Annotated in this window: 20 protein-coding genes; 11 read left to right on the forward strand and 9 right to left on the reverse strand. The window is 39.4% G+C overall.

The window, feature by feature from the left end; genetic code table 11:
- The first annotated feature begins 307 nt into the window (after positions 1 to 307).
- The gene (locus ACKGJN_RS05525; RefSeq protein WP_409538451.1) at positions 308 to 1690 is read left to right on the forward strand and encodes an OmpP1/FadL family transporter; all 1383 of its coding nucleotides are present in this window, start codon (positions 308 to 310) and stop codon (positions 1688 to 1690) included.
- 226 nt (positions 1691 to 1916) lie between these two features.
- Here ACKGJN_RS05525 and ACKGJN_RS05530 read toward each other — a convergent pair whose 3' ends face one another.
- A complete protein-coding gene (locus tag ACKGJN_RS05530; RefSeq protein ID WP_409538452.1) occupies positions 1917 to 2810 on the reverse strand; it encodes a hydroxypyruvate isomerase family protein in 894 nt (297 codons plus the stop codon).
- A 123-nt stretch (positions 2811 to 2933) separates the two neighbouring features.
- A complete protein-coding gene (locus ACKGJN_RS05535; RefSeq protein WP_409538454.1) occupies positions 2934 to 3635 on the reverse strand; it encodes an NUDIX hydrolase in 702 nt (233 codons plus the stop codon).
- Positions 3636 to 3746: 111 nt separating this feature from the next.
- Here ACKGJN_RS05535 and galK point away from each other — a divergent pair, with 111 nt between their 5' ends.
- Together galK and ACKGJN_RS05545 are read left to right on the forward strand one after the other, a co-directional pair.
- A complete protein-coding gene (galK, locus tag ACKGJN_RS05540) occupies positions 3747 to 4922 on the forward strand; it encodes a galactokinase (protein WP_409538455.1) in 1176 nt (391 codons plus the stop codon).
- A gap of 72 nt (positions 4923 to 4994) precedes the next feature.
- Entirely contained in the window at positions 4995 to 6032 is a 1038-nt protein-coding gene (locus ACKGJN_RS05545; protein ID WP_409538456.1) for a UDP-glucose--hexose-1-phosphate uridylyltransferase, read from the forward strand.
- Positions 6033 to 6236: 204 nt separating this feature from the next.
- Here ACKGJN_RS05545 and ACKGJN_RS05550 read toward each other — a convergent pair whose 3' ends face one another.
- Together ACKGJN_RS05550 and ACKGJN_RS05555 are read right to left on the reverse strand one after the other, a co-directional pair.
- Positions 6237 to 7826, reverse strand: coding sequence for a solute:sodium symporter family transporter (locus ACKGJN_RS05550; protein WP_409538457.1), 1590 nt, complete (start codon positions 7824 to 7826; stop codon positions 6237 to 6239).
- Positions 7827 to 7897: 71 nt separating this feature from the next.
- Positions 7898 to 8899 (reverse strand): aldose epimerase family protein, encoded by a 1002-nt coding sequence (locus ACKGJN_RS05555; RefSeq protein WP_409538458.1) that lies wholly within the window; start codon positions 8897 to 8899, stop codon positions 7898 to 7900.
- Positions 8900 to 9127: 228 nt separating this feature from the next.
- Between ACKGJN_RS05555 and ACKGJN_RS05560 the strand changes: the two genes are divergently transcribed.
- Positions 9128 to 9385: a DUF1456 family protein gene (locus tag ACKGJN_RS05560; RefSeq protein WP_409538459.1), complete on the forward strand. Its 258-nt coding sequence runs from the start codon at positions 9128 to 9130 to the stop codon at positions 9383 to 9385.
- 149 nt (positions 9386 to 9534) lie between these two features.
- Here the strand turns inward: ACKGJN_RS05560 and sucC are convergent, their stop codons facing one another.
- Positions 9535 to 10728 carry an ADP-forming succinate--CoA ligase subunit beta gene (gene sucC / locus ACKGJN_RS05565; RefSeq protein WP_409538460.1) on the reverse strand — a complete coding sequence of 398 codons (1194 nt, stop codon included), beginning with the start codon at positions 10726 to 10728 and terminating at the stop codon, positions 9535 to 9537.
- Positions 10729 to 11185: 457 nt separating this feature from the next.
- On the opposite strand from sucC, the gene ACKGJN_RS05570 reads away from it, so the two are divergent.
- The 3 genes from ACKGJN_RS05570 (at position 11186) to ACKGJN_RS05580 (ending at position 14636) form a co-directional block, all read left to right on the forward strand.
- Entirely contained in the window at positions 11186 to 12364 is a 1179-nt protein-coding gene (locus ACKGJN_RS05570; RefSeq protein WP_409538461.1) for an MFS transporter, read from the forward strand.
- 267 nt (positions 12365 to 12631) lie between these two features.
- Complete coding sequence (gene lysA, locus ACKGJN_RS05575) at positions 12632 to 13852, forward strand: diaminopimelate decarboxylase (protein WP_409538462.1); 1221 nt, start codon at positions 12632 to 12634, stop codon at positions 13850 to 13852.
- A gap of 241 nt (positions 13853 to 14093) precedes the next feature.
- The gene (locus tag ACKGJN_RS05580; RefSeq protein WP_409538463.1) at positions 14094 to 14636 is read left to right on the forward strand and encodes a 2'-5' RNA ligase family protein; all 543 of its coding nucleotides are present in this window, start codon (positions 14094 to 14096) and stop codon (positions 14634 to 14636) included.
- On the opposite strand, the gene ACKGJN_RS05585 is transcribed toward ACKGJN_RS05580, so the two are convergent.
- Entirely contained in the window at positions 14633 to 15601 is a 969-nt protein-coding gene (locus ACKGJN_RS05585; protein WP_409538464.1) for a carbohydrate kinase family protein, read from the reverse strand. The genes ACKGJN_RS05580 and ACKGJN_RS05585 overlap by 4 nt on opposite strands.
- 248 nt (positions 15602 to 15849) lie before the next feature.
- Here ACKGJN_RS05585 and ACKGJN_RS05590 point away from each other — a divergent pair, with 248 nt between their 5' ends.
- Both ACKGJN_RS05590 and nhaA read left to right on the forward strand, forming a co-directional pair.
- Positions 15850 to 16422, forward strand: a complete 573-nt coding sequence (locus ACKGJN_RS05590) for a pentapeptide repeat-containing protein (RefSeq protein WP_409538465.1) — start codon at positions 15850 to 15852, stop codon at positions 16420 to 16422.
- Positions 16423 to 16750: 328 nt separating this feature from the next.
- A complete protein-coding gene (gene nhaA / locus ACKGJN_RS05595; RefSeq protein WP_409538466.1) occupies positions 16751 to 18172 on the forward strand; it encodes a Na+/H+ antiporter NhaA in 1422 nt (473 codons plus the stop codon).
- A gap of 298 nt (positions 18173 to 18470) precedes the next feature.
- On the opposite strand, the gene tnpA is transcribed toward nhaA, so the two are convergent.
- Both tnpA and ACKGJN_RS05605 read right to left on the reverse strand, forming a co-directional pair.
- Positions 18471 to 18923 (reverse strand): IS200/IS605 family transposase, encoded by a 453-nt coding sequence (gene tnpA, locus ACKGJN_RS05600; RefSeq protein WP_409538467.1) that lies wholly within the window; start codon positions 18921 to 18923, stop codon positions 18471 to 18473.
- A 134-nt stretch (positions 18924 to 19057) separates the two neighbouring features.
- Positions 19058 to 19291: a hypothetical protein gene (locus tag ACKGJN_RS05605; protein ID WP_409538468.1), complete on the reverse strand. Its 234-nt coding sequence runs from the start codon at positions 19289 to 19291 to the stop codon at positions 19058 to 19060.
- Between the two features lie 262 nt (positions 19292 to 19553).
- Here ACKGJN_RS05605 and ACKGJN_RS05610 point away from each other — a divergent pair, with 262 nt between their 5' ends.
- The gene (locus ACKGJN_RS05610) at positions 19554 to 20777 is read left to right on the forward strand and encodes an exonuclease SbcCD subunit D C-terminal domain-containing protein (RefSeq protein ID WP_409538469.1); all 1224 of its coding nucleotides are present in this window, start codon (positions 19554 to 19556) and stop codon (positions 20775 to 20777) included.
- Complete coding sequence (locus ACKGJN_RS05615) at positions 20774 to 23800, forward strand: AAA family ATPase (RefSeq protein WP_409538470.1); 3027 nt, start codon at positions 20774 to 20776, stop codon at positions 23798 to 23800. Before ACKGJN_RS05610 ends, ACKGJN_RS05615 begins: the two co-directional genes overlap by 4 nt.
- Positions 23801 to 24128: 328 nt before the next feature.
- Here ACKGJN_RS05615 and ACKGJN_RS05620 read toward each other — a convergent pair whose 3' ends face one another.
- Complete coding sequence (locus ACKGJN_RS05620; protein WP_409538471.1) at positions 24129 to 25217, reverse strand: site-2 protease family protein; 1089 nt, start codon at positions 25215 to 25217, stop codon at positions 24129 to 24131.
- Positions 25218 to 25498 lie beyond the last annotated feature (281 nt).

Below are 25498 nucleotides of genomic sequence, written 5' to 3' on the forward strand. Positions count from 1 at the left end.
GTTGAATTGAAAATTTCATTTTCCCTTCTTCATTCCCGGTTTTGGTCCTTAAAAAATAAAGAGCACAAATTAATAAAAAAAAGAAAAAATTTTATCCCTCTACAGTTTCACAACATTTGGGATTTCATAATTTTTATAAAAAATATACATCGATTTTATCAGATATGTTTTTAAATGTGGCTTAAGCTGATAATAGTCACAAGAAATAATTGGTATGTTTCCTACTTTTAAGCCTTATATAAGAATATAAATCAGTAGGTATTGAATGATCAATAAACAAGGATTACCAAACTAAATAAAAACAAAGATGAAAAATTTAATTAGATTAGGATTCGTGCTTTTTTCTACAGCAATCTTTGCACAATCCGGGCATATTATGCAAAGTGCCGGATCGGTTAATATGTCAATGGGCGGCGCTGCTACAGCACAACCTTTAGACATTAACGGTGCATTACATTGGAACCCGGCTGCAATTTCGGTATTTGACGGTAAGATAATAAATTTTGATATTGGTGTTTTCTCTTCTTCACCAGAATTAAGTGCCAGCCTACCTGCAGGGGCCATGTGGCCTGCGGATGCTTTTGGTCCAGGCTCACCCACTTCTCCAGCTGTTTCAGGAATAACAAAAGATGACAGGCCTGTTTCTCCTATGCCGGCTTTGGCTTTTTTATATGGAAAGGAAGGCAGCAAGCATACTTTTGGATTTTCTGCCTTTGGTATCAGTGGTTTTGGAGTAACATTTCCTGAAGAAACTAATTTACCGATGGATGCAAATGGGAACCCTAACCCAAATTGGGATCCCAATAATTCAAATCCTATAAATTATCCGCAAAGTTTGGGAGGTTTTGGGCATATTGAATCTGATTATATGTTATTTCAAATCGGATTGGCCTGGGCTTACCAGATAACTGATGAATTGTCAATTGGTATTCAACCAAATATAAATTATGCAGCATTGGAACTGGCGCCAAATCCTACCGCAAACCCAAATGCATCGGGATATCCTGTAAGCGATAAAGCTTCAGCAATTGGATACGGTGCACAATTCGGCGTGTTTTATAGTTCCCCTGTAGGATTAAAATTAGGGGCTTCTTATAAGACACAACAAAAATTTGAGGACCTCGAATTCACAAATACACATCTGGATAATTCCACTTCAATAAATACCTTTAATATGGACTATCCGTCAATTTTATCTTTTGGAATAGGATATTCCACAGGAGATTTTGATTTGGCTTTGGATTATAGATTTGTGGATTATGAAAACACCGATGGATTTGAAGCGAAAGGTTGGACTCAAACAGGTTCAGTACAAGGTTTTGGCTGGAAGAATATCAACATACTTTCTGCTGGTTTACAATATAAGGGAATTAAAAAATTGCCTTTAAGAGTTGGTTATACCTACAGCAGTAATCCAATAGAGGATGAACTGGCATTCTTCTCAATCCCTGCAACGGCAGTAACCAAAAACGGATTCCAGTTTGGATTAAGCTATCCATTTAACGATAACTTTAAATTGAACGGTGTTTTTCATTATGCAACCAGCGGAGATAAAACTGAAGGCGAAATATTGAGCCCGCAGAATATTCAAAATAATCCTCCTTACGGAGCCATTACCGGCAGCAAAGTAGGTTATGAAATGACTACCAATATGGTAATGCTAGGTGTATCCTATCAATTTACCAAATGATTTTTTTTTGTGAATTAGCCAAAAAGCGGCTTCTTCGGAAGTCGTTTTTTATTTCAATAGACCAGATTTGATTGTTTTTATTTTCAGGTATAACTTAACTTACTTTAACATCAATGCATCGGCTGACAAAAGCAGGTTTATCGCTGAATTTTTGCTCTTTTAAGCCACGAATGCACGAATAAAATATAAAAACTCATCATTGCTTAAATCCAATGAACAAAGTGTTTTAAACATCACAAATAGTAATCGCCTCTTTTAGCGCCGCGATTTTATTCTCCCAGGTAGGAATAAATTCCTGGGCTACATAGCCGTTAAAACCTGTTGCTACAATTGCACGCATAATTGCAGGATAAAACAATTCCTGAGTCTCATCAATCTCATTTCTGCCAGGAACTCCGGCGGTATGAAAATGATTGATATAATCTTTGTATTTGGTAATAGTGGCAATTACGTCACCTTCCATCACCTGCATATGGTAGATATCATAAAGCAGTTTAAAATTCTCCGGCTTTCCCATTTTATCTGAAAGTGCCACGCCCCAGAGAGTATGGTCACAGTGATAATCCGGATGATCGACCTTACTGTTAAGCAATTCCATTACCATAACTACATTTTTTTCAGCTGCGTAATTCACCAGTGGGAGAAGTCCTTTTGCACAATTCTCAATCCCCGTTTCATCATCCATTCCCCTTCGATTTCCGGAAAAGCAAATCACATTTTTAACTCCGTTTTCGGCCGCTTTGTCTATAAGTCCGCGGTAGTTTTCCTGAAGTTCTGCATGATTTGCAGGATCATTAAACCCGTGTTCAATAATGGCAAATACATCGGTGCCCATGGAACATTCAAGTCCATATTTTTTAACGGTTTCCCATTCCTCCGGTTTTAAAAGATCTATGGCCTGAATCCCCAGTTTTGAACATTCTGAAGCAAATTCATCCAGTGGAATATCATTAAAGCACCAGCGACATACAGAATTCTTAAAATCATGGTCCGTTTCTTTAAAGGATTCTTTCAGGATCTCCAGGGATGAGAAGGATGATAATAAACCGCTTAACCCTATGGCTCCAGATCCTAAAGCAAGATTCTTTAGGGCTTCTCTTCTGTTGTATTTACTTTGCATAATATCATGAATTTATTAGTAGCTCCTCAATTTAATACTTTTCAGGATTGTATAAGTCAAAACCCTGCAAAGCTTTAAAAGTTTTACTGGGGAAAATCTCTGATTCTGACGGCTCTGGGTTTATCAGGAGATCTCAAAATTATAGCCTGCCTTTATTAGTTTCTGATATGTTTTATGATCGAACCGGTAAAGAAAAGCTCCGCGTCTGGACGAGGATTTATCCTTTTCATCCAGCTTGATCAATACATTATGGGAAAGCACTTTTTTACGAAAATTCCGGGCATCCAATTCTTTCTGATAGATAGCCTCATAAAGCTGTTGCAATTGCGGAATGGTGAATTTTTCAGGCAATAGTTCAAAACCTATAGGCTGATACCGGGCTTTGCGTTTTAAACTTTCCATGGCATCTGCAACCATTTGATCATGATCCAGTACCAAAGCCGGTTTTTGATCGATGTCATACCAATGTGCTCCGTGTTTTTCAACCAGGTGCTTATCAGAATCATCTATGCGAATGAGGGAATATTGGGCGATGGAAATACACCGATACCCGGGATCACGATCTGCAGCGCCATACGTGCGAAGTTGCTCCATAAACACATTTTCCAGTCCGGTTATCTCAGCCAACACCCGTTTAGCGGCCTGGGCAACATCTTCTTCCAACTTCACAAAACTACCAACAAGCGACCATTCCCCGCTTCGGGGTTCAACTCTTCTTTTGAAGATCAATAATTTTAGTTTTCCTTCATCAAATCCAAAAATGATACAGTCGGTAGCCACATACATCTTGTCATTTTGATCATAAAAATCATTGTGAGAAATCATAAGTCTAAAAGAAAATTAAAGTAAATTAAAACCATATTTTCAGCAAAGATAATTAATGTATTATTTACGTTTATTATCTTTGCCTATAACAACATTTAAATTTACTGCTTTTTGAATTTCAACCAGCCGCAAAATCCAAAAGATTTTCCCTTTATCCGGAATATTAATCCAGGTGAAGCAAACATTTTTGTGGAATCGCCAGGACGAATTAATCTTATTGGGGAACATACAGATTATAATCACGGATTTGTATTTCCCACTGCAATCGATAAAAAGATACATTTCGAGATCAGCAAAAACGGATGTAAAAAAACCTGCCGCATCTTTAGCGAGACCTATAAATCCTGGTTTTGGTTCAATTTGAGTTCTATCTCAAAAAGCCCAGAAAGCTGGGAGAATCACATCCTGGGTGTAGTACACGAAATTCTGAAAATCAAAAATATCGATCAGGGCTTTGACTGTATCATTAAAAGCGATTTGCCGGCTGGTGCCGGAATAAGTTCTTCGGCTGCTTTGGAATGCGGGCTGGCAACTGGTTTAAATGAATTATTTCAACTGAATTTTTCGAAACTGGAGATCGTAAATATCGCGAGAGCTGCAGAAAATAATTTCGTGGGGTCAAATTGCGGAATAATGGACCAGTTTGCTTCTGTAATGAGCAAAAAGGATCATTTTATCTTACTGGATTGTCTTACACTGGAAGCCAAATTTATTCCTGCCGATCTCAAATCCTGTAAGATCCTTTTAATCAATTCCATGGTTTCCCATAATCTCGCAGAAAGTGAATATAATATCCGAAGGTCGGAATGTGAACATGCGTTGAAGATTATCAAGCATAAGTTTCCTGAAGTAAAAACCCTTCGGGATGTGGACATGGAACTTCTGGAATCCTGTAAAAAGGATCTTTCAGAAAAAGAATACATCCGGGTTTTATACATACTTCAGGAGAATGAGCGGGTTTTAAAAGCAGCAGAAGCCATGAAGAACGGAGACCTGAAAAAACTTGGGGAACTTATGAATCAATCCCATTATGGTTTAAAGGATCTTTATGAAGTTAGTTGTAAAGAACTCGATTTTCTTGTAAAGTTTTCCGAAAACAAGGATTTTATCTACGGCTCCCGAATGATGGGTGGTGGTTTTGGAGGTTGTACAATTAATATTATAGAAGAGAGCCATATCGCAGATTTTAGTGCCGAAGTGAAAATTGCCTATCAAAAAGAGTTTAATATAACACCGGAAATAATCACGGTCGTTCCTAGTAAAGGAACGAGTATATACCAGAACTAATAGATTTTAAACCAGACCTCACGGGTTTTTAAAACTGTGAGGTCTTCAACACAAAAGATAACTATTCAGAAAATGAACACTATAAATAAAGTTCCTCACCGAAGATATAATATTTTAACCGGAGAATGGATCCTAGTTTCCCCGCATCGCACCAAAAGGCCATGGCAGGGGAAAACCGAAAAATCTGCTACAGAAATACAGCCGGAATATGATACCAATTGTTATCTGTGTCCCGGAAATATTAGAAACAGCGGAGTAAAGAACCCGGATTATAAAGTGCCTTATTCTTTTATCAATGACTTCCCCGCCCTTTTGCCTGATGGAAATAAAGGGCTCGTCAACAATGGGCTTTTAATCGCCGAGGCTGAATCAGGTATCTGCAAGGTGGTTTGTTTTTCTCCTAATCATTCACTTACGCTTCCGGTAATGGAAGTTGAAGATATTGTAAAAGTGGTGCAAATATGGAAAAAGGAATTTGCTGAACTCGGGGGAAGTCAAGACATTAATTATGTTCAAATATTTGAAAACAAAGGCGAAATTATGGGATGCAGCAATCCGCATCCACACGGGCAAATCTGGTCACAAAGATCCATTCCAACAGAAATTCAGAAAAAATCAAAGCATTTGAAGGATTATTGGAAGGAACATAAAAGGAGTTTATTGGAAGATTATCTCGAGCAGGAATTAGTGCTGGACGAACGCATTCTGGAAAAGAACGATCATTTCGTTGCACTTATCCCCTATTGGGCGGTTTGGCCCTATGAAGCGATGATCCTTCCACGAAAACACTATGCACATATCGGACTATTAAATAAGGAAGAGGAGCTGGCTTTTGCTGAAATAATAAAAAAACTCACCATCAAATATGATAATCTCTTTGAAACCTCTTTTCCATATTCCTCCGGGATACATCAACAACCTACCGATGGAACTGAATATCCGGAATGGCATTTTCATATGAGTTTTTATCCGCCTTTGCTCCGCTCTGCAACCATCAAAAAATTCATGGTAGGCTATGAAATGTTTGCCGACCCGCAGCGCGATATTACAGCAGAACAGGCAGCAGAAAATTTAAAAAACCTACCGGAAATCCATTACAGCAATAGATAGAAATGGAAGAAAAGATCACTTTAAAGGACCTGGAAAAACTATTGGACTTAACCCTTCCGACTTAATCGGCAGAAGAATTCAGTTAAATTAGAAACCTCCTGTTTCCGATTAACCCACCTTCCCTTTAAAGGGAAGGAGCCCTTTGCTCTTATTCTTATTATTTTAAACAAACTTAAATTTTAAAAATTTTAAAAGCTAAGATGCTTATTGGGCAAAATAGATGTAGATAAAGATCACCAATCCCGCAATTGCAATCCCAACAGGTTTTACAGCTTTCCAGGGTTGTATATCCACCTGTTTGGTATAATCTTCAATGTACGCCACCGGGTTTGGTTTCCATTTCCCAATAAGTATCATAATTATTACGTTCATCACGAACAAAATCGCCATAACGTGCAGGTAATGGGGAAGCGCGCCTTCCTCCATAACGAAGTATTTCAGCAATAAGTAAATGAGGTAAAACCCTACCCCACTAAAAATGGCTATTTTCGCGGCTAAAGCGGGAATACGTTTCGTCAAATATCCAACAATTACGATGGTAAGAATTGGGATACTATATGCTCCGTTAACTTCCTGAAGATATCCAAAAAGACCCATTGGGGCATTTGCTATCAAAGGGGCGATAAACATGGACAGGATTGCCAGCAGGATCCCAAACTGTTTTCCTTTTTTCACCACTGTACGTTCTGTAGCTTCCTGATTGAAATACTGCTTATAAATATCTACCCCAAAAAGGGTCACTGAACTTTGAAGCGCACTGTTGAATGAACTTAAAATGGCGCCAAATAAAACCGCGGCAAAAAATCCTATCAATGGTGCAGGCAAGACTGCATTTACAAGTGCCGGATAGGCCTGATCTGCATTTTCAAGTTTTCCCTCAAACAGGTGCCAGGCGATAATCCCCGGAAGCACGACCATTATTGGCCCAAGAATTTTAATAAAAGCCGCCAGCATAAGCCCCTTTTGACCTTCTTTTAGATTTTTTGCAGCCAGTGCCCGCTGAATAATGGCCTGATTGGTACCCCAGTAAAAAAGCTGAACAAGCATCATTCCTGTAAATATGGTATAAAATGGCACCGAGGCATCCGGTCCTCCAATGGAATTGAATTTTTCTGGATTGGAATCTACAAGAACTTCGAGTCCATTGATGATCCCACCATCCCCTATGGCCATAAGGCCAAAAACAGGGATCATAAGCCCTCCAATCAATAAACCTATGGCATTAACAGTATCTGAAACCGCTACTGCTTTTAATCCTCCAAAAATGGCATAAATGGAACCTATAATCCCAATTCCCCATACCGAGAGCCAAAGGGCGGTATTTTCAGAAACGCCCAACATCTCGGGAACCCCAAACATAGTGCTAAGCGCCAAACCTCCGGAATATAAAACAATGGGTAAAAAAATGATCATATAACCGGAAAGAAACAGCGCTGAAACCAGCGTTTTGGTCATTTTATCATACCGCCTCTCCAGAAACTGCGGGACCGTTGTGAGTCCGCCCTTTAAATACCGTGGCAAGAGGAACAGTGCAGTGATTACAATAGCGATTGCAGCCAGGGTTTCCCAGGCCATCACAAGAATACCTTCGGAAAATGCCTGTCCGTTCAAGCCTACAATTTGCTCTGTGGAAAGATTGGTAAGCAGCACAGAACCGGCAATTACCCCTGCCGTAAGACTTCTCCCTCCCAGAAAATAGCCATCGCTGGAACTTTCATCTGTTTTACGGGTAGCCCAATAGGCAATAATCGCTACCAAAGCGGTAAATCCAACGAAGGATAAAATTCCAACCATAATTGTTGCGCTTTTAAAATTTTGCTAATATAAAATTTTAAATGTGGTGAACGTATTATCTACATTTATAATTACCTTATTCTGAATTTAAATACCGAACGATTTAAATATTTTTCCCCCGGTTCCAGAATTGAATTTGGGAAATTAGCCTGATTTGGAGCATCCGGAAAATTCTGGGTTTCAATACATATCGATGGAAAAGCATCAGAAATCTCTGTTTGATACCGCCATTTTCGCGGTAATTTTTCAGGAATATAAACCACTACGGAAGGCTGATTTGTTTCCACCTGCATTTCAATTCCGGTTGCCGGAGCATACAGGGAAGCCGCGATGCTGGTATTTTCTTTCAGCACAAAAGTATCATCCAGAGCTGTTTGCTGAATTTTCCTTTCTTCTGAAAAATCTTTAGCATGTCCCTTTAATGAGGTGAAATCTCCTGAAGGCCTTAATTCTTTATCTGTATCAAGAATTCTTTCTGCATTTATGAACAGACTATGTTCGCTCACATTCCCTTTTCCGTTCAAATTGAAATAGGTGTGATTGGTGAGATTTACCGGACTGCTTTCAGAAGTTGCAACGGTGTATTCAACAATAAGCTCATTTTTAGAGGTCAACGTATATTTTACTTCAATTTCCAGTCTTCCGGGATAGCCTTCTTCCCTATCTTCAGAAACACAACTTAAAATCAGTGACGGATCTGTTCCTGAAATCTCTGTTTCAAGTTTCCATATTTTAGTTTGAAATCCGCGGAAACCACCATGAAGATGAGAGCCATTTTTCTGATAAAGTTCATAGGTTTTACCATTTAGCCGAAAACTTCCGTTAGAGATCCTGCCTGCATATCTTCCCACCGATGCCCCAAAACACTTGTTTTCTTCAGCATAATTTTCAGAGATATAATCTTCGGAATTTTTAGGCCCCACCACTACATTAACAGGTTTTCCGTTTTTATCTTTTAGGATTAAACTAAAAATTGAAGCTCCAAGACTCAGGACCTGTAGTTGAGTTCCCTGCTTGTTGGAAAGGGTATAGATCTTTAAATGTTCGGGGGAAGGATTTGAACTTTGATTCATAAACCGGAGTATATTAAGTGGGACTATTTTCTGCAGATTCCTTCTGAAATGAATTCCTTTAGAAAACGTCTTCCAAAGAAAGGACTTTTTCGGGGATTTTAAAAGTGACGAAGTGATGTTGTGATGAAGTGACGGGGTGATGAAGTGATGTTGTGACGTTGTTTCTAATAAAAATAGGATGGGGTTTGAATTTTGAATTTTGAATTTAAATCACGTACTTTTGCTGCTATGGCATTATCAAACAACGACATTTTCAAAAAACTGAGGGTTGCGCTTAAATTGCGTGATGACGATATAGTAGAAATTTGTTCCCTGGTAGATTTCAAGGTAACAAAAAGTGAACTGGGAGCGATCTTTCGGGCAGAAGATCATCCAAAATACATGGAATGCGGAGACCAGTTCCTAAGGAATTTCCTAAACGGACTTGTAATCCATAAACGAGGAGTGATGCCGAAGAAAGAGCCGGGAAACAAGAATCAGGAATAATTGAGATGTGAGTATTGAGTCTTGGTTCTTAGCTCCTGCAGTTACGCCAAAGGCGGAACGACCTTAACTCTTTACCGGACATTACTGAAAAAATTATAAACAAAAAATCCCGGCAAAACCGGGATTTTTCTGTTTTATATAAGTTCTACTTATTTAAGAGCTTCCTGAACTTTATCTGCAGCTTCCTGAAATTCGGTAGCACTGAAAAAGTTGAATCCGCTGTTGTCGATAATTTCTTTAGCTATATCGGCATTGGTTCCCTGTAAACGAACGATGATAGGCACTTTTACCGCATCCCCCATATTTTTACAGGCATCTACAATACCCTGAGCTACACGGTCACAACGTACAATTCCACCAAAAATATTGATGAGGATTGCTTTTACCTTGTCATCCTTCAGGATAAGTCTTAATGCTTCTTCCACACGTTTTGCATCTGCAGTACCACCTACATCAAGGAAGTTTGCAGGTTCACCACCTGCCTGCTTGATAAGGTCCATAGTTGCCATTGCAAGACCGGCACCGTTTACCATACAACCCACGTTTCCGTCAAGATCCACATAGTTAAGTCCCACTCTTTTAGCTTCTACTTCCACAGGATTTTCCTCGCGAATATCCCTCATTTCAGCATAGTCTTTATGACGGAATAAGGCATTGTCATCTATGGTAACCTTGGCATCAACTGCCATAATTTTATCATCACTGGTCTTTAAAACCGGATTGATTTCAAATAAAGAAGAGTCGGATTTATCGAAAGCCGTGTAAAGGGCCATCACAAACTTGGTCATTTCTTTAAAAGCAGTTCCGCTTAACCCTAGATTAAAAGCAATTCTTCTGGCCTGGAAAGGCATTAAACCTACCGAAGGATCGATTTCTTCAGTAAAGATCAATTCAGGAGTTTCTTCAGCAACAGTTTCTATATCCATACCACCTTCGGTAGAATACATGATCATATTACGTCCTGTACTACGGTTCAATAAAACAGACATATAATATTCTTCGGGCTCATTGGCTCCCGGGTAATACACATCTTCAGCAATCAATACCTTATGTACCCTTTTTCCTTCCGCAGAAGTTTGAGGAGTTACAAGATCCATCCCGATGATTTGTCCGGTGATGTCTTCAACTTCTTTCAGGTTTTTGGCAATTTTCACTCCACCACCTTTTCCACGGCCACCGGCGTGAACCTGTGCTTTAATCACGTGCCAACCTGTTCCGGTTAGTGCGGTAAGTTCCTTGGCAGCATCTACTGCTTCTTTTGCATTATGAGCAACAATACCACGCTGAATGCGCACGCCAAAGCTGCTTAAAATTTCTTTTCCTTGATACTCGTGTATGTTCATAATCTGCTTTTTCTTCAGTAATTAATACGGTGAACAAAAGTAACAAATGTAATAAGATGAACCAATCTTTTTTGAGATTATGATTTCCAGAGGCTTTGCTCCTGTTTTTGATCCAATTTCATCATCTGTTCCTATATTTTTTTCTCAAAATGGAGCTGCAATAATGAATTTTAAACGAAAATTATTGTTAAAAAAATAATTGAAAACCTGAATTTCACAGCTCAAAAGTGAGGAAATTTTGTATCAAAAGCTTGAAACACCCTATTTTTACTGAGATTTTCCCTATATCGTTTTAGTGATTTTTTTCAAAAAAATGATGCTTGATAAAGTATCTACCTTATTTTTGCACCATAATTTATAAGATGTAATTTCTGGAGGTAAGAAATAGGAAAAAATAATCAAAAACCTCTATGATCTTAGGAATTAGACCCATGTACGGGATTAAAATTTAGTCAAAATGAAGAAGGCACTCATCGCATTAGCCATTGGAGGGTTTGGGATTGGAATGACAGAATTTGTTATTATGGGGATCCTGCCCAATGTTGCAGAAGATTTAAAAATTACTATCCCACAGGCAGGGCATTTCATTTCTGCCTACGCGCTTGGCGTTGTGGTAGGAGCACCAATTATTACAGGGATAGCAGGAAGATGGCCGGCCCATAAGATCCTTATGTGGTTAATGGTATGGTTTACCGTATTCAATACCCTCTCCGGCTTCGCAAATTCTTATAATACTTTAATGGCAGTTCGTTTTTTATCGGGTTTGCCACACGGTGCCTTTTTTGGTATTGGAGCTGTAGTAGCCGGAAAGCTGGCCAAACCCGGAAAATCGGCGCAGGCAATTGCAATGATGTTTACAGGTTTAACCCTTGCCAATGTATTGGGAGTTCCCTTAGGCACCTTTTTAGGTCAGCATTTTAGCTGGGGAGTTTCATTCATGGCGGTGGGAGTTGTTGGGATTCTTGCAGTACTCGCAGTAAAATTCTGGATGCCCGAACTGCCAAAATCATCTTCCAATGGCCTGCGGAAGGATCTAAAAGTTCTAAAACGGGGCGAATTATGGATGGTTTTCTTTCTTACCACCATTGGTACCGGCGGATTTTTCGCGTGGTACAGTTATATCGCTCCTCTAATAACAGATGTAGCCGGACATCCGGAAGGAATGGTAAGTTATGTAATGATCCTGGCAGGACTTGGGATGGTTGCAGGGAATTTTATCGGAGCCAAACTCGCTGAAAAATACTCCCCCATCAATGCTGTAGTTATAACTCTTGTCATAATGGTAGTTTTATTGCTTAGCAATACCTTTTTTGCAGATGATAAAATTGCTGTATTGGTATTGACCTTCCTGATAAGCACCTTTGCTTTTTGTCTTGCTACTCCCATTCAAATGGCAATGATCACTACTGCAAAAGGATCTGAAATGCTTGGCTCTTCCCTTAACCAAAGTGCCTTTAACGTTGGAAATGCGAGCGGAGCTTATTTCGCCGGTCTACCAATTGCCATGGGTTACGGGATAGGATCGGCAACGCTCGTAGGTGCTGCAATGGCCGGAACTGGAGTATTTATTGCGCTCGGAATTATTTTGATGCGTAGAAAAGGAGTGAAAGAACAAAGCCAATTAGCCTTTGAATAATAAGGACTCCTAAGCCTTTTTTACTGAAATTTAAAAGTAATAAAGTATGGTAAGGTTTTAAACATTTATTCGGATTATGTTTTATTTTGGTATTACTTGCAGTAAATTAAAAATCTAAATTATTTTTGCCGACCAATAAAGTACCCTGTGCAAAATCACGAGGTATTTAAATGCAGGAAACATCCATTATCCCGATGAGAATCAGTCCAAATATTTAGGACGGACATTGGGGGAATTAAACCCATTGCTGGGATTAAATTTGAATAAATGAAAGATCAAGACCTAATTACAATCGCTAAAGAATTTGAAAGTCCGGTATATGTTTATGATGCTGAAAAAATTATGTTTCAGTATAAACGATTAACCAATGCTTTTTCAGAAATAAAAAAGCTTCGCATCAATTACGCTGCAAAGGCACTCTCGAATATCTCCATTTTAAAACTGATGAACAAAATGGGTTCCGGTTTGGATACCGTTAGTATTCAGGAGGTGAGACTGGGCTTGAAAGCAGGTTTTGATCCATCAAAGATAATTTATACACCCAATGGCGTTTCTCTGGAAGAAATAGAGCAAGTCACCAAACTTGGAGCACAAATAAATATCGATAATTTATCAATACTGGAACAATTTGGCACACGGCATCCTAAAGTTCCGGTGTGCATCAGGATCAATCCGCATGTAATGGCAGGTGGAAACACCAATATTTCTGTGGGGCACATCGATTCAAAATTCGGGATCTCCATACACCAGATCCCGCATTTACTTCGTATCGTGGAAAATACCGGGATGAACATTAACGGGATCCATATGCATACCGGAAGCGATATTCTGGACATTGAAGTGTTTTTATATGCATCGGAAATCCTTTTTGATACCGCAAAGCATTTCAAAGATCTGGAGTTTCTGGATTTTGGAAGCGGCTTCAAAGTCCCTTATAAACAAGGTGATATCGAGACCAATATTGAAGAGCTGGGTGAGAAACTAAGTACAAAATTCAAATCCTTTTGTGAAGAATACGGTCGTAAACTTACGCTGGCTTTCGAGCCTGGAAAATTCCTGGTAAGCGAGGCCGGGCAATTTGTTGCAAAGGTAAATGTGATCAAGCAAACCACTTCCACGGTTTTTGCCGGGATAGATTCCGGATTCAATCATTTAATAAGGCCAATGCTTTACGGATCCCGGCATGAGATAAGGAATATTTCGCATCCGGAGGGAAAAGAACGTTTCTATTCTGTAGTAGGTTACATTTGTGAGACCGATACGTTTGCCACCAACCGAAGGATCTCCGAGATCAAGGAAGGTGATTTGCTCGCGTTTAGCAATGCCGGAGCCTATTGTTTCACGATGGCCAGCAATTACAATTCCCGCTACCGCCCCGCGGAAGTATTATGGTATAATGAAACAGCTCATTTGATAAGGGAACGTGAGGATTTTGACGATCTTTTAAGGCATCAGGTGGAAATGGACTTTGATAAGGTGGAAGCTTAGCAGGTAAAGCTTACCGATTTTTGAGGGAAAAGAATTTGTATATCCGTTAAGATACCCAAAAGGCAAATTTGAACTAAAAGTGTCACGTCGAGCGCAGTCGAGACGTTGTTGTTTGACCCTTCGACTGCGCTCAGGGGAACAAAAAGTGTTTTTAGGTTTCTAAACGGATAAGCATAAAAGAATTATCCCGATTATTGAGACTAAAAAACACCTTAGATTGTTAAAGACCAATTCCGAAATAATGAGCCTTTATTTTATCGCTTTAATTCCTCCTGAAGCACTTTGCGAACGTATCCGATTATTGAAGCTGGAGATTGCCGATAAATACGAAGCCAAACACGCACTTAAACTTCCCGCCCATATCACCCTGCAAATCCCCTTCCGCATCCCAAATGAAAATGAATCCGACCTTATAGAACTACTGAAAGGTTTTGCTGCAAAACAACATAGTTTTACAATAAAAATTTTTGGATTTAGAAAGTTTTCTAATCGTATAATCTTTGCTGATGTAGAAACAAAACAGCCGGTAATTGAACTTTATGAAAGCTTGCAGGACCTTCTTACCACCCATCTCAATTTAAAAGATCACGAAAAGACATCTAAAATAGATCCTCACTTTACCCTGGCATCCCGTGATCTGAATCATCGCATCTTCCCAACCGTCTGGGCCGATTTTAAAGAACGGGAATTTCAGGATTCTTTTCAGGCAAAAAGTATTTTCCTTTTAAAACACAATGGAAAAAACTGGGATATTTTTAAGGAATTTGAGTTTGCGAAACTCTAAGAAGAATAATATTCCTGAATTATTTTATCCGATTCATCCTTGTTTTTAAACACATCGAATCCTGTTCCCTGAGTTCTTAATGCTCCCATCAAATTGGCATATTGAGCGGCTTTTATCCGGTCCTTGTATAAGGCCAACCCATATGCCAGTCCTCCGGCAAAACTATCGCCACAGCCGGTGGTATCCACCACATTATCTACCCAAACAGATTTTATAAATTCCTTCCGGGTCTCACCATTTTCTTTGTGATAGGATAAACAGCCCCTGGAATCCAGGGTGATATATAATGTATTTACATTTTTGGAAAGCGCATATTCCGCAAAATCATCCAGATGATCTGTGTACTGATCATCATAAGAATTTAGAATATTTTCATCCTGGCACCAACTAAACTGGGATTCTTCGAGGTTCATTTTAAGAACATCTATATAGGGAAGCCAATCATTTTTATCTTCCCATAACTTTCGAACTCTGGCCCCGTTTTCATCTACCCTGGAAGTTGGGCCGTGAGCATCAAAAATAATGAGCGCCTTGGAGTTTTGCTTGATATATTTCAATGTTTCCAGTTCTATTTCAAAATCGGTAACCGGAACAAAAACAAAAGCATCTACATCCAAAAAGGGTTTTACATCCTCAGGTGTAATGGGAGCCATTTTTGAAAGTTGTTTCTCCTCCCTGTTATTTTGGTCAAGAAATTTTAATTCTATAATGGTTCCCCTGTCATGATGGGTATAAAGACCAGCTGTATTTATATTTGGATAAGGCTGAAAAAGCTCCTTAATAGGTGGTTCATCTTCCTTATTGATATGGGTAACAGGAAAAACAAGCCCATCATCACCAAGTAATTTTGAAAGGGCAATAGTAGGATGCGTAATACATCCGTATTTTTTGATAGTCTCACCTTTATGCGTAATTATTGTATCTCTTGGAATGGGTCCTACGGTAGCTATTTTAATTTTACTCATAATTAATTGCGGATTTTAACCTGAAAGAAGATGTGAAATAAGAATAGGGATCTTAAATTAAAAGACCCTATTTTTTTCATCTTCAAAACCTGACTTCTCAAATATAATTAAAATTGGGTAGAAAAAATACCTAAAGAAGGAAAACAGAAGTTTCCATTTACGATCACTGTAAAAAGCAATAACAACTTCTTATCTTCGCAGCTGGAGGGAGTCGTTTTCCCGATTCATTTCAATTCTGAATTTTTCTGATGAGTATAAAATTTATAGAAAACAGTTTGTTTAAGTCTAAAAATTACTCCGACAGAGGCTTAGCTTTGGGAGAATATGAAAGCTGTAATTTTAACGAATGCAGTTTTGTTAGTGCCAACCTCTCCTCCTTCACATTTTCAGAATGTTACTTTGAAAACTGCGATTTTAGTATGGCATTGCTGAAAAATACCACTTTCCGGGATGTGAGGTTTAAAAACTGTAAATTATTAGGCCTTCGTTTTGACGAATGTAATCCCTTTTTGCTGTCGTTTTCTTTTGAAGAATCCATCCTTGATTTTTCTTCCTTTTACGGGCTGAAACTTAAAAAGACGCAATTCAGCTCCTGTAAACTGGAACAGGTCGATTTCACCGAAACTGATCTTCGAAATTCAATTTTCGACAAGTGTGAATTGAGCGGAGCTGTATTTGAAAATACCATCCTTGAAAATTCAGATCTCAGAACAGCCCAAAATTTTACTATTGACCCGGAACTCAACAGGATCAGGAACGCAAAATTTTCAGCAACCAATATCGCAGGGCTTTTAGACCGGTATAATATTATCATTGAATAATTCCGGGGTCGCTTCCTTAAATATGATTCCGGTCATATTTTGAAACCACTTAAAATTCTAACTTCGATTCTTATATTGCGATGTGAACCTTGAAACCGTGAATTTCGCAAGATCAAGTTCTCCACTTCAATTCCTTCAGCATGAAATGAGCAAAACGGAAACACGATACAAACACAGGGGAAGATATGCGAATTACATATGTCCGCTAAAACCATAAAACATACAGATGAAATGAGCAAAACTGAAACACGATACAAACACCGATGAAAATATGCGAATTACTCCCGATAGCCATCGGGAGACCATTAAAAAACAATAATATAAACAGATGAAAAAGTCTACTCTGGATATTTATTTATTGCTTCCAATAAAAGGTTTTATCGAAAAACAAACCTCTGTTGGGCTCCTGCTTATCTTTTCGGCCATACTGGCCATGATCATCGCAAATTCTCCGCTGGCTGAGCAATACCATGCTTTTTGGAAACAGTACATCCATATTGGTTTTAACGATTCTGTAATAAGCAAAAACCTGCTTCACTGGATTAACGATGGACTTATGTCCATTTTCTTTTTTATGGTAGGTTTGGAATTAAAAAGAGAGATCATCCAGGGTGAACTTTCCACCTTGCGCGGAGCGGCACTACCTGTTGCTGCGGCCATCGGCGGTATGCTATTCCCGGCACTCATCTATTATTTTTTTACCGCAGGAACGCCTGCTGTTTCCGGATGGGGAATCCCGATGGCCACCGATATAGCCTTTGCCTTGGGCCTTTTATACCTGCTGGGAGATAAAGTTCCTTTAACGCTAAAGGTGTTTTTAACGGCATTGGCCATTGTGGATGATCTGGGAGCTGTGCTGGTAATCGCCTTGTTTTATACCGCCGATATTTCCATGGATAATCTTGCGATGGGTGGATTTTTTCTGCTCATATTATTCACGGCGAACTATGTAGGGATTAGAAACACTATTTTTTACGCCATTGTAGGAATTGGAGGTCTTTGGATGGCGGTCATGCTCTCCGGGGTTCATGCCACTATCGCAGCTGTAATTGCTGCTTTTGCAATCCCCTCTACAAAAAGGATCAATGCTCCGTTGTTTCTTAGAAAAGTGAAATTATTATCTTATCAAATCAAAAATCAACTCAAGCTTCAGAGAAAAGAGGAAGATGAGGAAGATGAGTTTGAGGATGAAGAAGAAGACAAGGATAAAATCACCCATATGATAGAAAAATTTTCTTCCTTAACCATAGATGCCACACCTCCATTGCAACGGCTGGAGCATGCCTTGCATCCTTTGGTAAGTTTTGTGATCCTTCCGCTGTTTGCCTTTGCCAATGCCGGAGTAACACTTACTTCAGAATCCTTTGCCTTTTTGCAAAGCCCGGTAACTATCGGCGTTGTTTCAGGACTTATGCTCGGAAAATTTCTTGGGGTAGTACTTTTTACAAGGCTTATGGTGTTCCTGAAAATCTCACAACTGCCAAAAGGAGTAACCTGGAAACATGTATACGGTATAGGGATCCTGGCAGGAATAGGTTTTACCATGTCCTTTTTCATCACCGAACTCGCATTTACAACTGAAGATTTCAGGATACAGGCCAAGATGGGAATTCTCGTGGCCTCATTGCTGGCAGGCCTTACAGGCTATTTCTATCTATGGCTTATAAGTAAAAAACCAAAAAAAGCACCTGTTAAAGTTAAACCCAGGAAAAAAACTGTCCAAAAAACGAAACCGCTAAAAACATCCTGATTATTTTTCCGAAATACAAAAGAGAGTATTTATTTAAAAGGCAAATGAATTAGTTTTTAAATGCCTTTTTGAGGCCCTTATTTTAATTAACTTTTTAGGTTCGTTCAATACGTTTCTAATCAGTTTTGTAGCAAATTTAGGATTTACAACTGGTTCATATACAAAAGTTGTGTGGGAATCTAATTTCTAAGCCCTGCAAGGGCGTAATCTGCCAACATCCCGTGAAGCGGGATGAATACAAGTAAGTCACAACATCCAAGCCCTGCAGGGGCGTAATCTCTAAGGGCTGTGTTTCATACTAATCCCAAACATACCTCTCGTCATATTCAACATTATATTTTTTCAAAAAAGCCCGGTATTCATCTTGAAATGTTTTCTTGCGGTGATGTTCGTGTTGGTTGGTAATGTAAGTAATAACAGTATCTATCTCAGAGGGGTTTACCGAGAAAGCTCCGTATCCATCTTGCCAATAAAAGTTTTCATATCCCACGCCTTTATTTTTTATCCATTTAGATGAATGCGATTTTAACTCTTCCATTAATTTTATCAAGGCTAATTTTTTTGATAACATACAAATTATGTGGATGTGGTCGGTATAACCACCAACTTTTACTACCTGGCAATCGAGTTTATTGCAAATGCCACCGAGGTAATTGTGAAGTTCTAATTCCACTGGTGGTTGTATTAATGGTTCACGGTGTTTTGTACTGAAAACGAGGTGTATAAAATTTTTCACAAGTGACTGGCCCATTGCACGTTATATTACGCCCCTGCAGGGCTTTTTATATATGTTCGCTTTTTATGCGATGGGCTGCACCCATCGTTAGTATATTGCGCCCCGTTGGGGCTTTTCTGCAAATTCTGACCAAATAATTTCCAACTTGATTATTCGTATTTGGATAAGAGTTCTGAAGTCCGTTTGAAACGATTGTTTTTAAAGTCAGATTCAGATTGGTTAATCCGTTGGTTCAATTCTTCTTTTGTCATTGGTTTAAAGTCTTCACCAATGCTGGTTTTCTTTTCTTTTTTTAATAACTTTTCAAGTCGGGAAACAGCTTCCTCATTTTTAAGTTTTAAAAACTCCTGGATAAACGCTATTTTTCTTGATTGCAGATCCATTTCATTCAGCTTTTATTCAAAAATACGAATTCTAATTTTAAACTGTATATTTTCTTTAGTTTTCGTGTCAGCTTGTTGCCAACTTCTGAATTTGCTTATAAGAAATCACAATGTAAAAAGTCAAAGCCTGTTGTTTGAACCTAAAACACCTTCACATTTTTTTAAATATTATCGAAGCATCTGCCGGTAAATTTTTAAATTCGGGGAATTATTTGACTTTCCCTGATTTAAAATCCAGGATTACTTTTAAACAACAACTTAAATGAAGATCCTTCATACTGCCGATTGGCATATTGGTAAAAAACTACATAAACACGATCTTTCACAGGATTTTGAACTTTTTATAAATTGGCTATGTGAATGCATCGACACCCATAAAGTATCGGTTTTATTGGTTTCCGGAGATGTATTCGATCTTGCAAACCCCTCTTCGGAAGCAAGAAATCAGTACTACCGGGCGTTGATGAAACTAAGGAGATTTCAGTGTAAGATCATCCTTACCGGCGGAAATCACGATTCCCCGGCAATGCTGGATGCTCCCCGGGAACTGATGCGGGAACTGGACATGCACATTATTGGCGGCCTACCCGAAAATCTCGAAGACACTATTATCCCCGTCACAAACAAAGACGGAATTCCGAAACTGGTGATCGTTGCCCTGCCCTACCTTCGCGATTCCGATTTGCGCAGCGCTTACGACGGACATACTTATACAGATAGGATCGAGGCATTGCGAAAAGGAATTCAAACGACATTTTTACAGGCTGCAGAAATATGCAACACGAGCTACCCGGGGATTCCGGCAATCGCGCTGGGACACTTGTTTGCGGCAGGAATTGAAACTTCAGACAGTGAACGGGATATCCAAATAGGAAATCTGGCGGCATTTGATGCCAATCAGTTCGGGGATTATTTTCAGTACATCGCCCTGGGGCATATTCATAAACCCCAACAGGTAAAATCGCAGGTACCAACCTACTACAGCGGTTCGCCAATTCCGCTTTCCTTCAGTGAACGGAAAGATGAAAAACGGGTTTTACTGCTCGATACAGATGAAGGTTTTATTCCGGAAAGCATTCCTGTTCCATCATTTCGAAAACTTTTAAAAATTACCGGTACCCTGGAACAGCTTCAGCTAAAGCTGGAATCGCCGGGAGATCCCGGAGAACTCCAATCTTTACTGGAAGTAATTCTAACCGAAGAACAATACGATGCAGATAAAATATTGCTTTTTGATGAGCTGATAACAGGTTTTGACATACCCGGATTTGAGATCGTGAAACACCGAACAGATTTTAAGCATCAACTAAAAGGTGCTGCCGATCTTTATAAAAATTCCCAACAACTGGAAGATCTTAAACCCCGGGAAGTATTCCTGGAACTCATTACAAAACACGAGTGTAATCAGGAATTGCACCAGGAGATCCTGAGCGCTTTTGATGAGTTATTGCAAGAAGTTGAAATGGATGAAAATACCGCTTTATGAAGATCCTAAAAATAGAATTCCAGAACATCAATTCCCTTCGCGGAACCCATATAATCGACTTTACCAAAGCTCCTTTTACAACGAGTTCGCTCTTTGCGATCACGGGACCCACCGGAAGCGGAAAAAGCACGATCCTGGATGTGATCTCCCTGGCGCTTTTCAACCAGGTGCCCAGGTTGGGCAAGATCTCCAGGAAAGAAATAGAAGAAAAAGGGGCTATTCTTACCCGAAACCAAAAAGAGGCATTCGCAACGGTAACCTACGAATGTAAAAGCGGGGAATATGCCTCCACCTGGAGCATCTCCACTGCAAGAACCGGAAACCTGAAAGATTACGAGATGCAAATTGCTGAGGTTGGCAGCGGTGAACTTCTCGACCTTAAAAAATCGGAGGTTCCGGCCAGGAATGAAGCACTTATAGGCTTAAATTACAATCAGTTTATTAAGTCGGTATTGCTTGCTCAAGGCGAATTCGCGCAGTTTTTAAGAGCTAAAAAAGAGGAACGTGGCGAATTGCTCGAAAAGATCACCGGCACCGGAATGTACCGCCAACTGGGAATTAAGGCTTTTGAAAAATTCAGGGAAGTAAATGCAGTGATCAAGGCACAACAGGACAGAATCGTGGTGATAAAAGATGAGCTGCTGGAAAATGAAAAAAAGAAGAAAATCTCAAAAAATCTTCAGCAAAAAGAACAGGAGAGCAAATCCCTGGAAGCAACGCTGAAAACCATCAGTAAAAGCCTGGAATTAAAGGAAGCCATCAAAACCCGGAAAAAGGAGATCCAGGTGCTGGAATTAAATAAAGATGCGGAAGAAAACCATTTAAAAGAGTTTCATGCTCAATTTGGGCATAGTCTGAAACAGCACGAAAAACTTCAGAATCACGCTGAAGACCTTCGAACATGGAGCCACCAGCAAGTTGAACTTCAGCGAATAAAGGAGGATAAAAAAATCAAAGAAAACGGGCTTGAGAAAAATCTTCAGGAGCAACAAAAGTGTCTTGAATCTACCGGAAAATTTACCGGAACTGAAATAACCTCAGAAAATATTTCTGATGAACTAGAGTGTTTCAGCAGAAAAGTAAGTGAACTTCAGCAAAAAAGATCAGAACGATCTACGGAATATAAAACACTTAAGCTTCAACTGCAAAGAGAGTTGGAAAATGTTTCTTTCAGCTTAAACGAAAAAGATCCGGATGCAAGTCTGAAAACCTTAAATGAGCTGAAAAACGATTCAGAAAAAGCCATCGAAGCACTTCAGAAACAATTAAAAAATATAGATCTGGAGCGATGTGAAGCCGAAAAACACCGTTTAAACAAGGCTTTGGAAGAAGCGATGAATGCCAAGCAGGAGCAGGATAAGCTCGATCAGGCTTCAGCTGCTATTGAAAAACTGGACAAGGAATCGGAACTCCTTTTGCCTAAAATTGCTGCTTTTCCCGTGGAAATAACGACTGCTGAAAACCGGATCGAACTTTTTAAGGAGCGCCGGGATAAGCTGGATCTTGAAAAACACAACCAGGTTCTTAGGTCGAGCCTGAAAGAACATCGTGCGCATTTGGTTGACGGGGAAGCCTGTCCTTTATGCGGCGCCCTGGAACATCCCTATGCTGAAGAACTTCCGAAACAGGATTCTGAACTTCAAAAGAAGATCGTTGAAACAGCTGCTGAACTTAAAACCTGGACCGATAAACTCACTGAAGCAACCACAAGTTTTAAGCATTTTGATGATCGACAGAGCGTGATCAACGGACAAAAAGCAAATTTGGAAGCCGAACTGAAAGCAGATTTATCCCAATTTAAAGAGAAATTCCCTCAATTTCAGATTGAAGAAAACAGGGACTGGGACCAACTTTTCAGGAATTACAGGACACAACTTCAACAGTTGGAAGCATATGAAAAAGAATACGGCAAATTAAAGGCGATTCAAACAGCGATCCCAATACATTTTAGGTTAAATGGAGTATTAAGCGAAGGCGTGGAAGTAAAGGCACAATTGGATAAACTTTATTTGGGAACTGATATTCACAAAGATTGCGGCCAATTTCAGCAAACATGGACCGCATTAAAACAAGATCATACCGGACTTGCTAATCAGTTAAAAGAACTGGAAATCAGAATCGAAAAACAAACAGAAATCTTCAGGAATCTGGAGCACCATTTAACTGATGCGGTTAAGGCACAGGATTTTTCAACTATTGCGGAAGCCCGGAAAGCACTTTTGCCCGAACTGGATTATAACCAGTTGCGATCACGAAGGGAAAAAATAAAAAATGACCTCGATATCCACCTCAACTCACTGAAATTACTGTCCACACAATTACAGAATCTCCAAAAACAGGATGTGGAAAAAACCGCTGAAACCTTAGTTTCGGAATTAAAACAGCATCAGGACCTGTTTCAAAGCATAACATCGGCTTGCGAAGAGCTGCGAAGAAAATTGCAAAATGACAAAGATCGTAGGGAACAACTGGAAAAACTGGAGGCCGGAATTGCAGAAAAGGAAAAACAAAATAAACGATGGAAGTTGCTGAATGAACTTATTGGGGATTCCCAGGGGAAAAAATTCAACGATTTTGCACAGGATTTGAGTTTGAGTCAGTTGCTGCAACATGCAAACATACGGCTGGCAGACCTTAGCGACCGCTATAAGATCGATAAACCTACAGCGCAGGAAGATGATGGCCTGGTAGCAATTGATGAGCATATGGGTGGGCAGCGACGATCTGTAAAAACCCTTTCCGGGGGAGAAACCTTTATTTTGAGTTTATCGATGGCTTTAGCCCTCTCTGACCTGGCTTCACGGAATGTGGAGATCAACAGTTTATTTATAGATGAAGGATTTGGAACTTTGGATCCCGAAACCCTGGATCAAACCCTGGACACCCTTGAAAAATTACAATCGGAATCCTCTAAAACCATAGGAATCATAAGTCATGTAGATTCTTTAAAAGAACGTATCGCGACACAAATTCAGCTAAAAAGGCACGGACAGGGATATAGTACCCTGGAGGTAACAAGTTAAAAATTAAATTAACCCTTCCGTCTTAATCGGTAGGATAATTCTAATTATATAAAAATACTTTCGTACCGATTAAGCCACCTTCCCTTTCAAGGGAAGGAGCCCTTTGTTTTTCTTACCAATAAGACAAACTTAAATTTTAAAAATATAAAAGCTCCCCTCCTTGGGAAGGAGGGGTGGCCAAAGGTTGGGGTGGTTCCAGTTCTAATTTAATTCCTTAACCCTTCCGTCTTAATCGGTAGGATAATTCTAATTATATAAAAATACTTTCGTACCGATTAAGCCACCTTCCCTTTCAAGGGAAAGGAGCCCTTTATTTTCCATTTTTGAATTATTCTGTTGCCTGTTGAACCATAATAAATTCATTGATATTTTCCTTGTCAACTATACCTATGAATTTTTCGTTTTCCTTAACAAGCGCTACAGGACATTTGGTGGTCATAATTTTCTGATAGATTTCCTCTAAAGGCGCTACCGGGTCCAGAACGAGATAATCTTCTCTCATAACAGCTGAAACTTTGGAATCTTTTCCGTTTTCCGATAATCCTTTGATAAGTTCATCGCGGGTGAGAATACCCATAACTTCATCATTTTTTGCTACCACAAATTCCGTTGCCTGCCCGTCTAGTAAATACTGAACCGCTTTATCGAGGGTATCATCCGGGAGCAAAACGATATATTCCTTCATAAGAACATCCCGAACCTTATGTCCGGATAATGCTGTTCTGGAAATTTCAAACTGAGCTTCGGCACCGGCACCAAGAAAAATAAATATCCCAATAAATATCAGCCAGATATTTACATAAAATCCGGCGAAGAAGAATATAATTGCCAGAAACTGACCAATTCCTGCTGCGATTCGGGTTGCTTTTTCCCGGCTGAACTTGTAAAGCAACAAAGCACGGAGAATTCGGCCACCATCCATTGGAAAGGCGGGAATAAAATTAAATGCCGCTAAAAAAACATTGGCGATCAACAGATTAAACCAAAATGCTGCCCCGGAAAGTTTTACCAGGTCTTCCGGATTTTCTGTCAGGGTGGGAATAACATTGCTGGCATATAAAAAAGAATAAATTACAACAGCAATTACTACATTCACCAGAGGGCCGGCTATGGCAACCAGAAATTCCTGTTTAGGTTTTTCAGGAATTTTCTCTAGTCGCGCCAGGCCACCAATGGGAAGCAATGTGATGCTTTTGGTCATTATATCAAACCTTTTGGCCGTGAGCGCATGCCCCAGTTCGTGCAGGACCACACAAACAAATAATGCCAAAATCAACAGCACCCCGAGCAATCCCTGCTGCAAGTCCTTTTCCAATTGATAATAAATAATGAATACATACGCCAAAATAAATATGAATGTCCAGTGAACCTCCAGGCGTATTCCGGATACCCTGCCAATTGTTAATGCGCCTTTCATATGTTTTATATTTTAAAGGTTTTTATTTTGATGTTAGCAGGTTTCAAATTCAGGGTTTTTGGGTTTCATTAGAGATTACATCTTAAATTTAAGCATTCTATAGTAATTTTAGGAATTATAGGTTAATTGTTTTAATATGTAGGGAGGAAATAAGTTGCAGGATTTCGGTGACGGAGACCCCGATGCATCGGGGTGGAATTAGGAGATTTATAAGGTTTTTATGGAGGTTTTTAAGGTTTTACATAGGTGATCCATAGGGTTGGCATAGGGTATCTATATGA

This window comes from Gillisia xinjiangensis, assembly GCF_046298265.1.
Taxonomy (GTDB): Bacteria; Bacteroidota; Bacteroidia; order Flavobacteriales; family Flavobacteriaceae; genus Gillisia; species Gillisia xinjiangensis.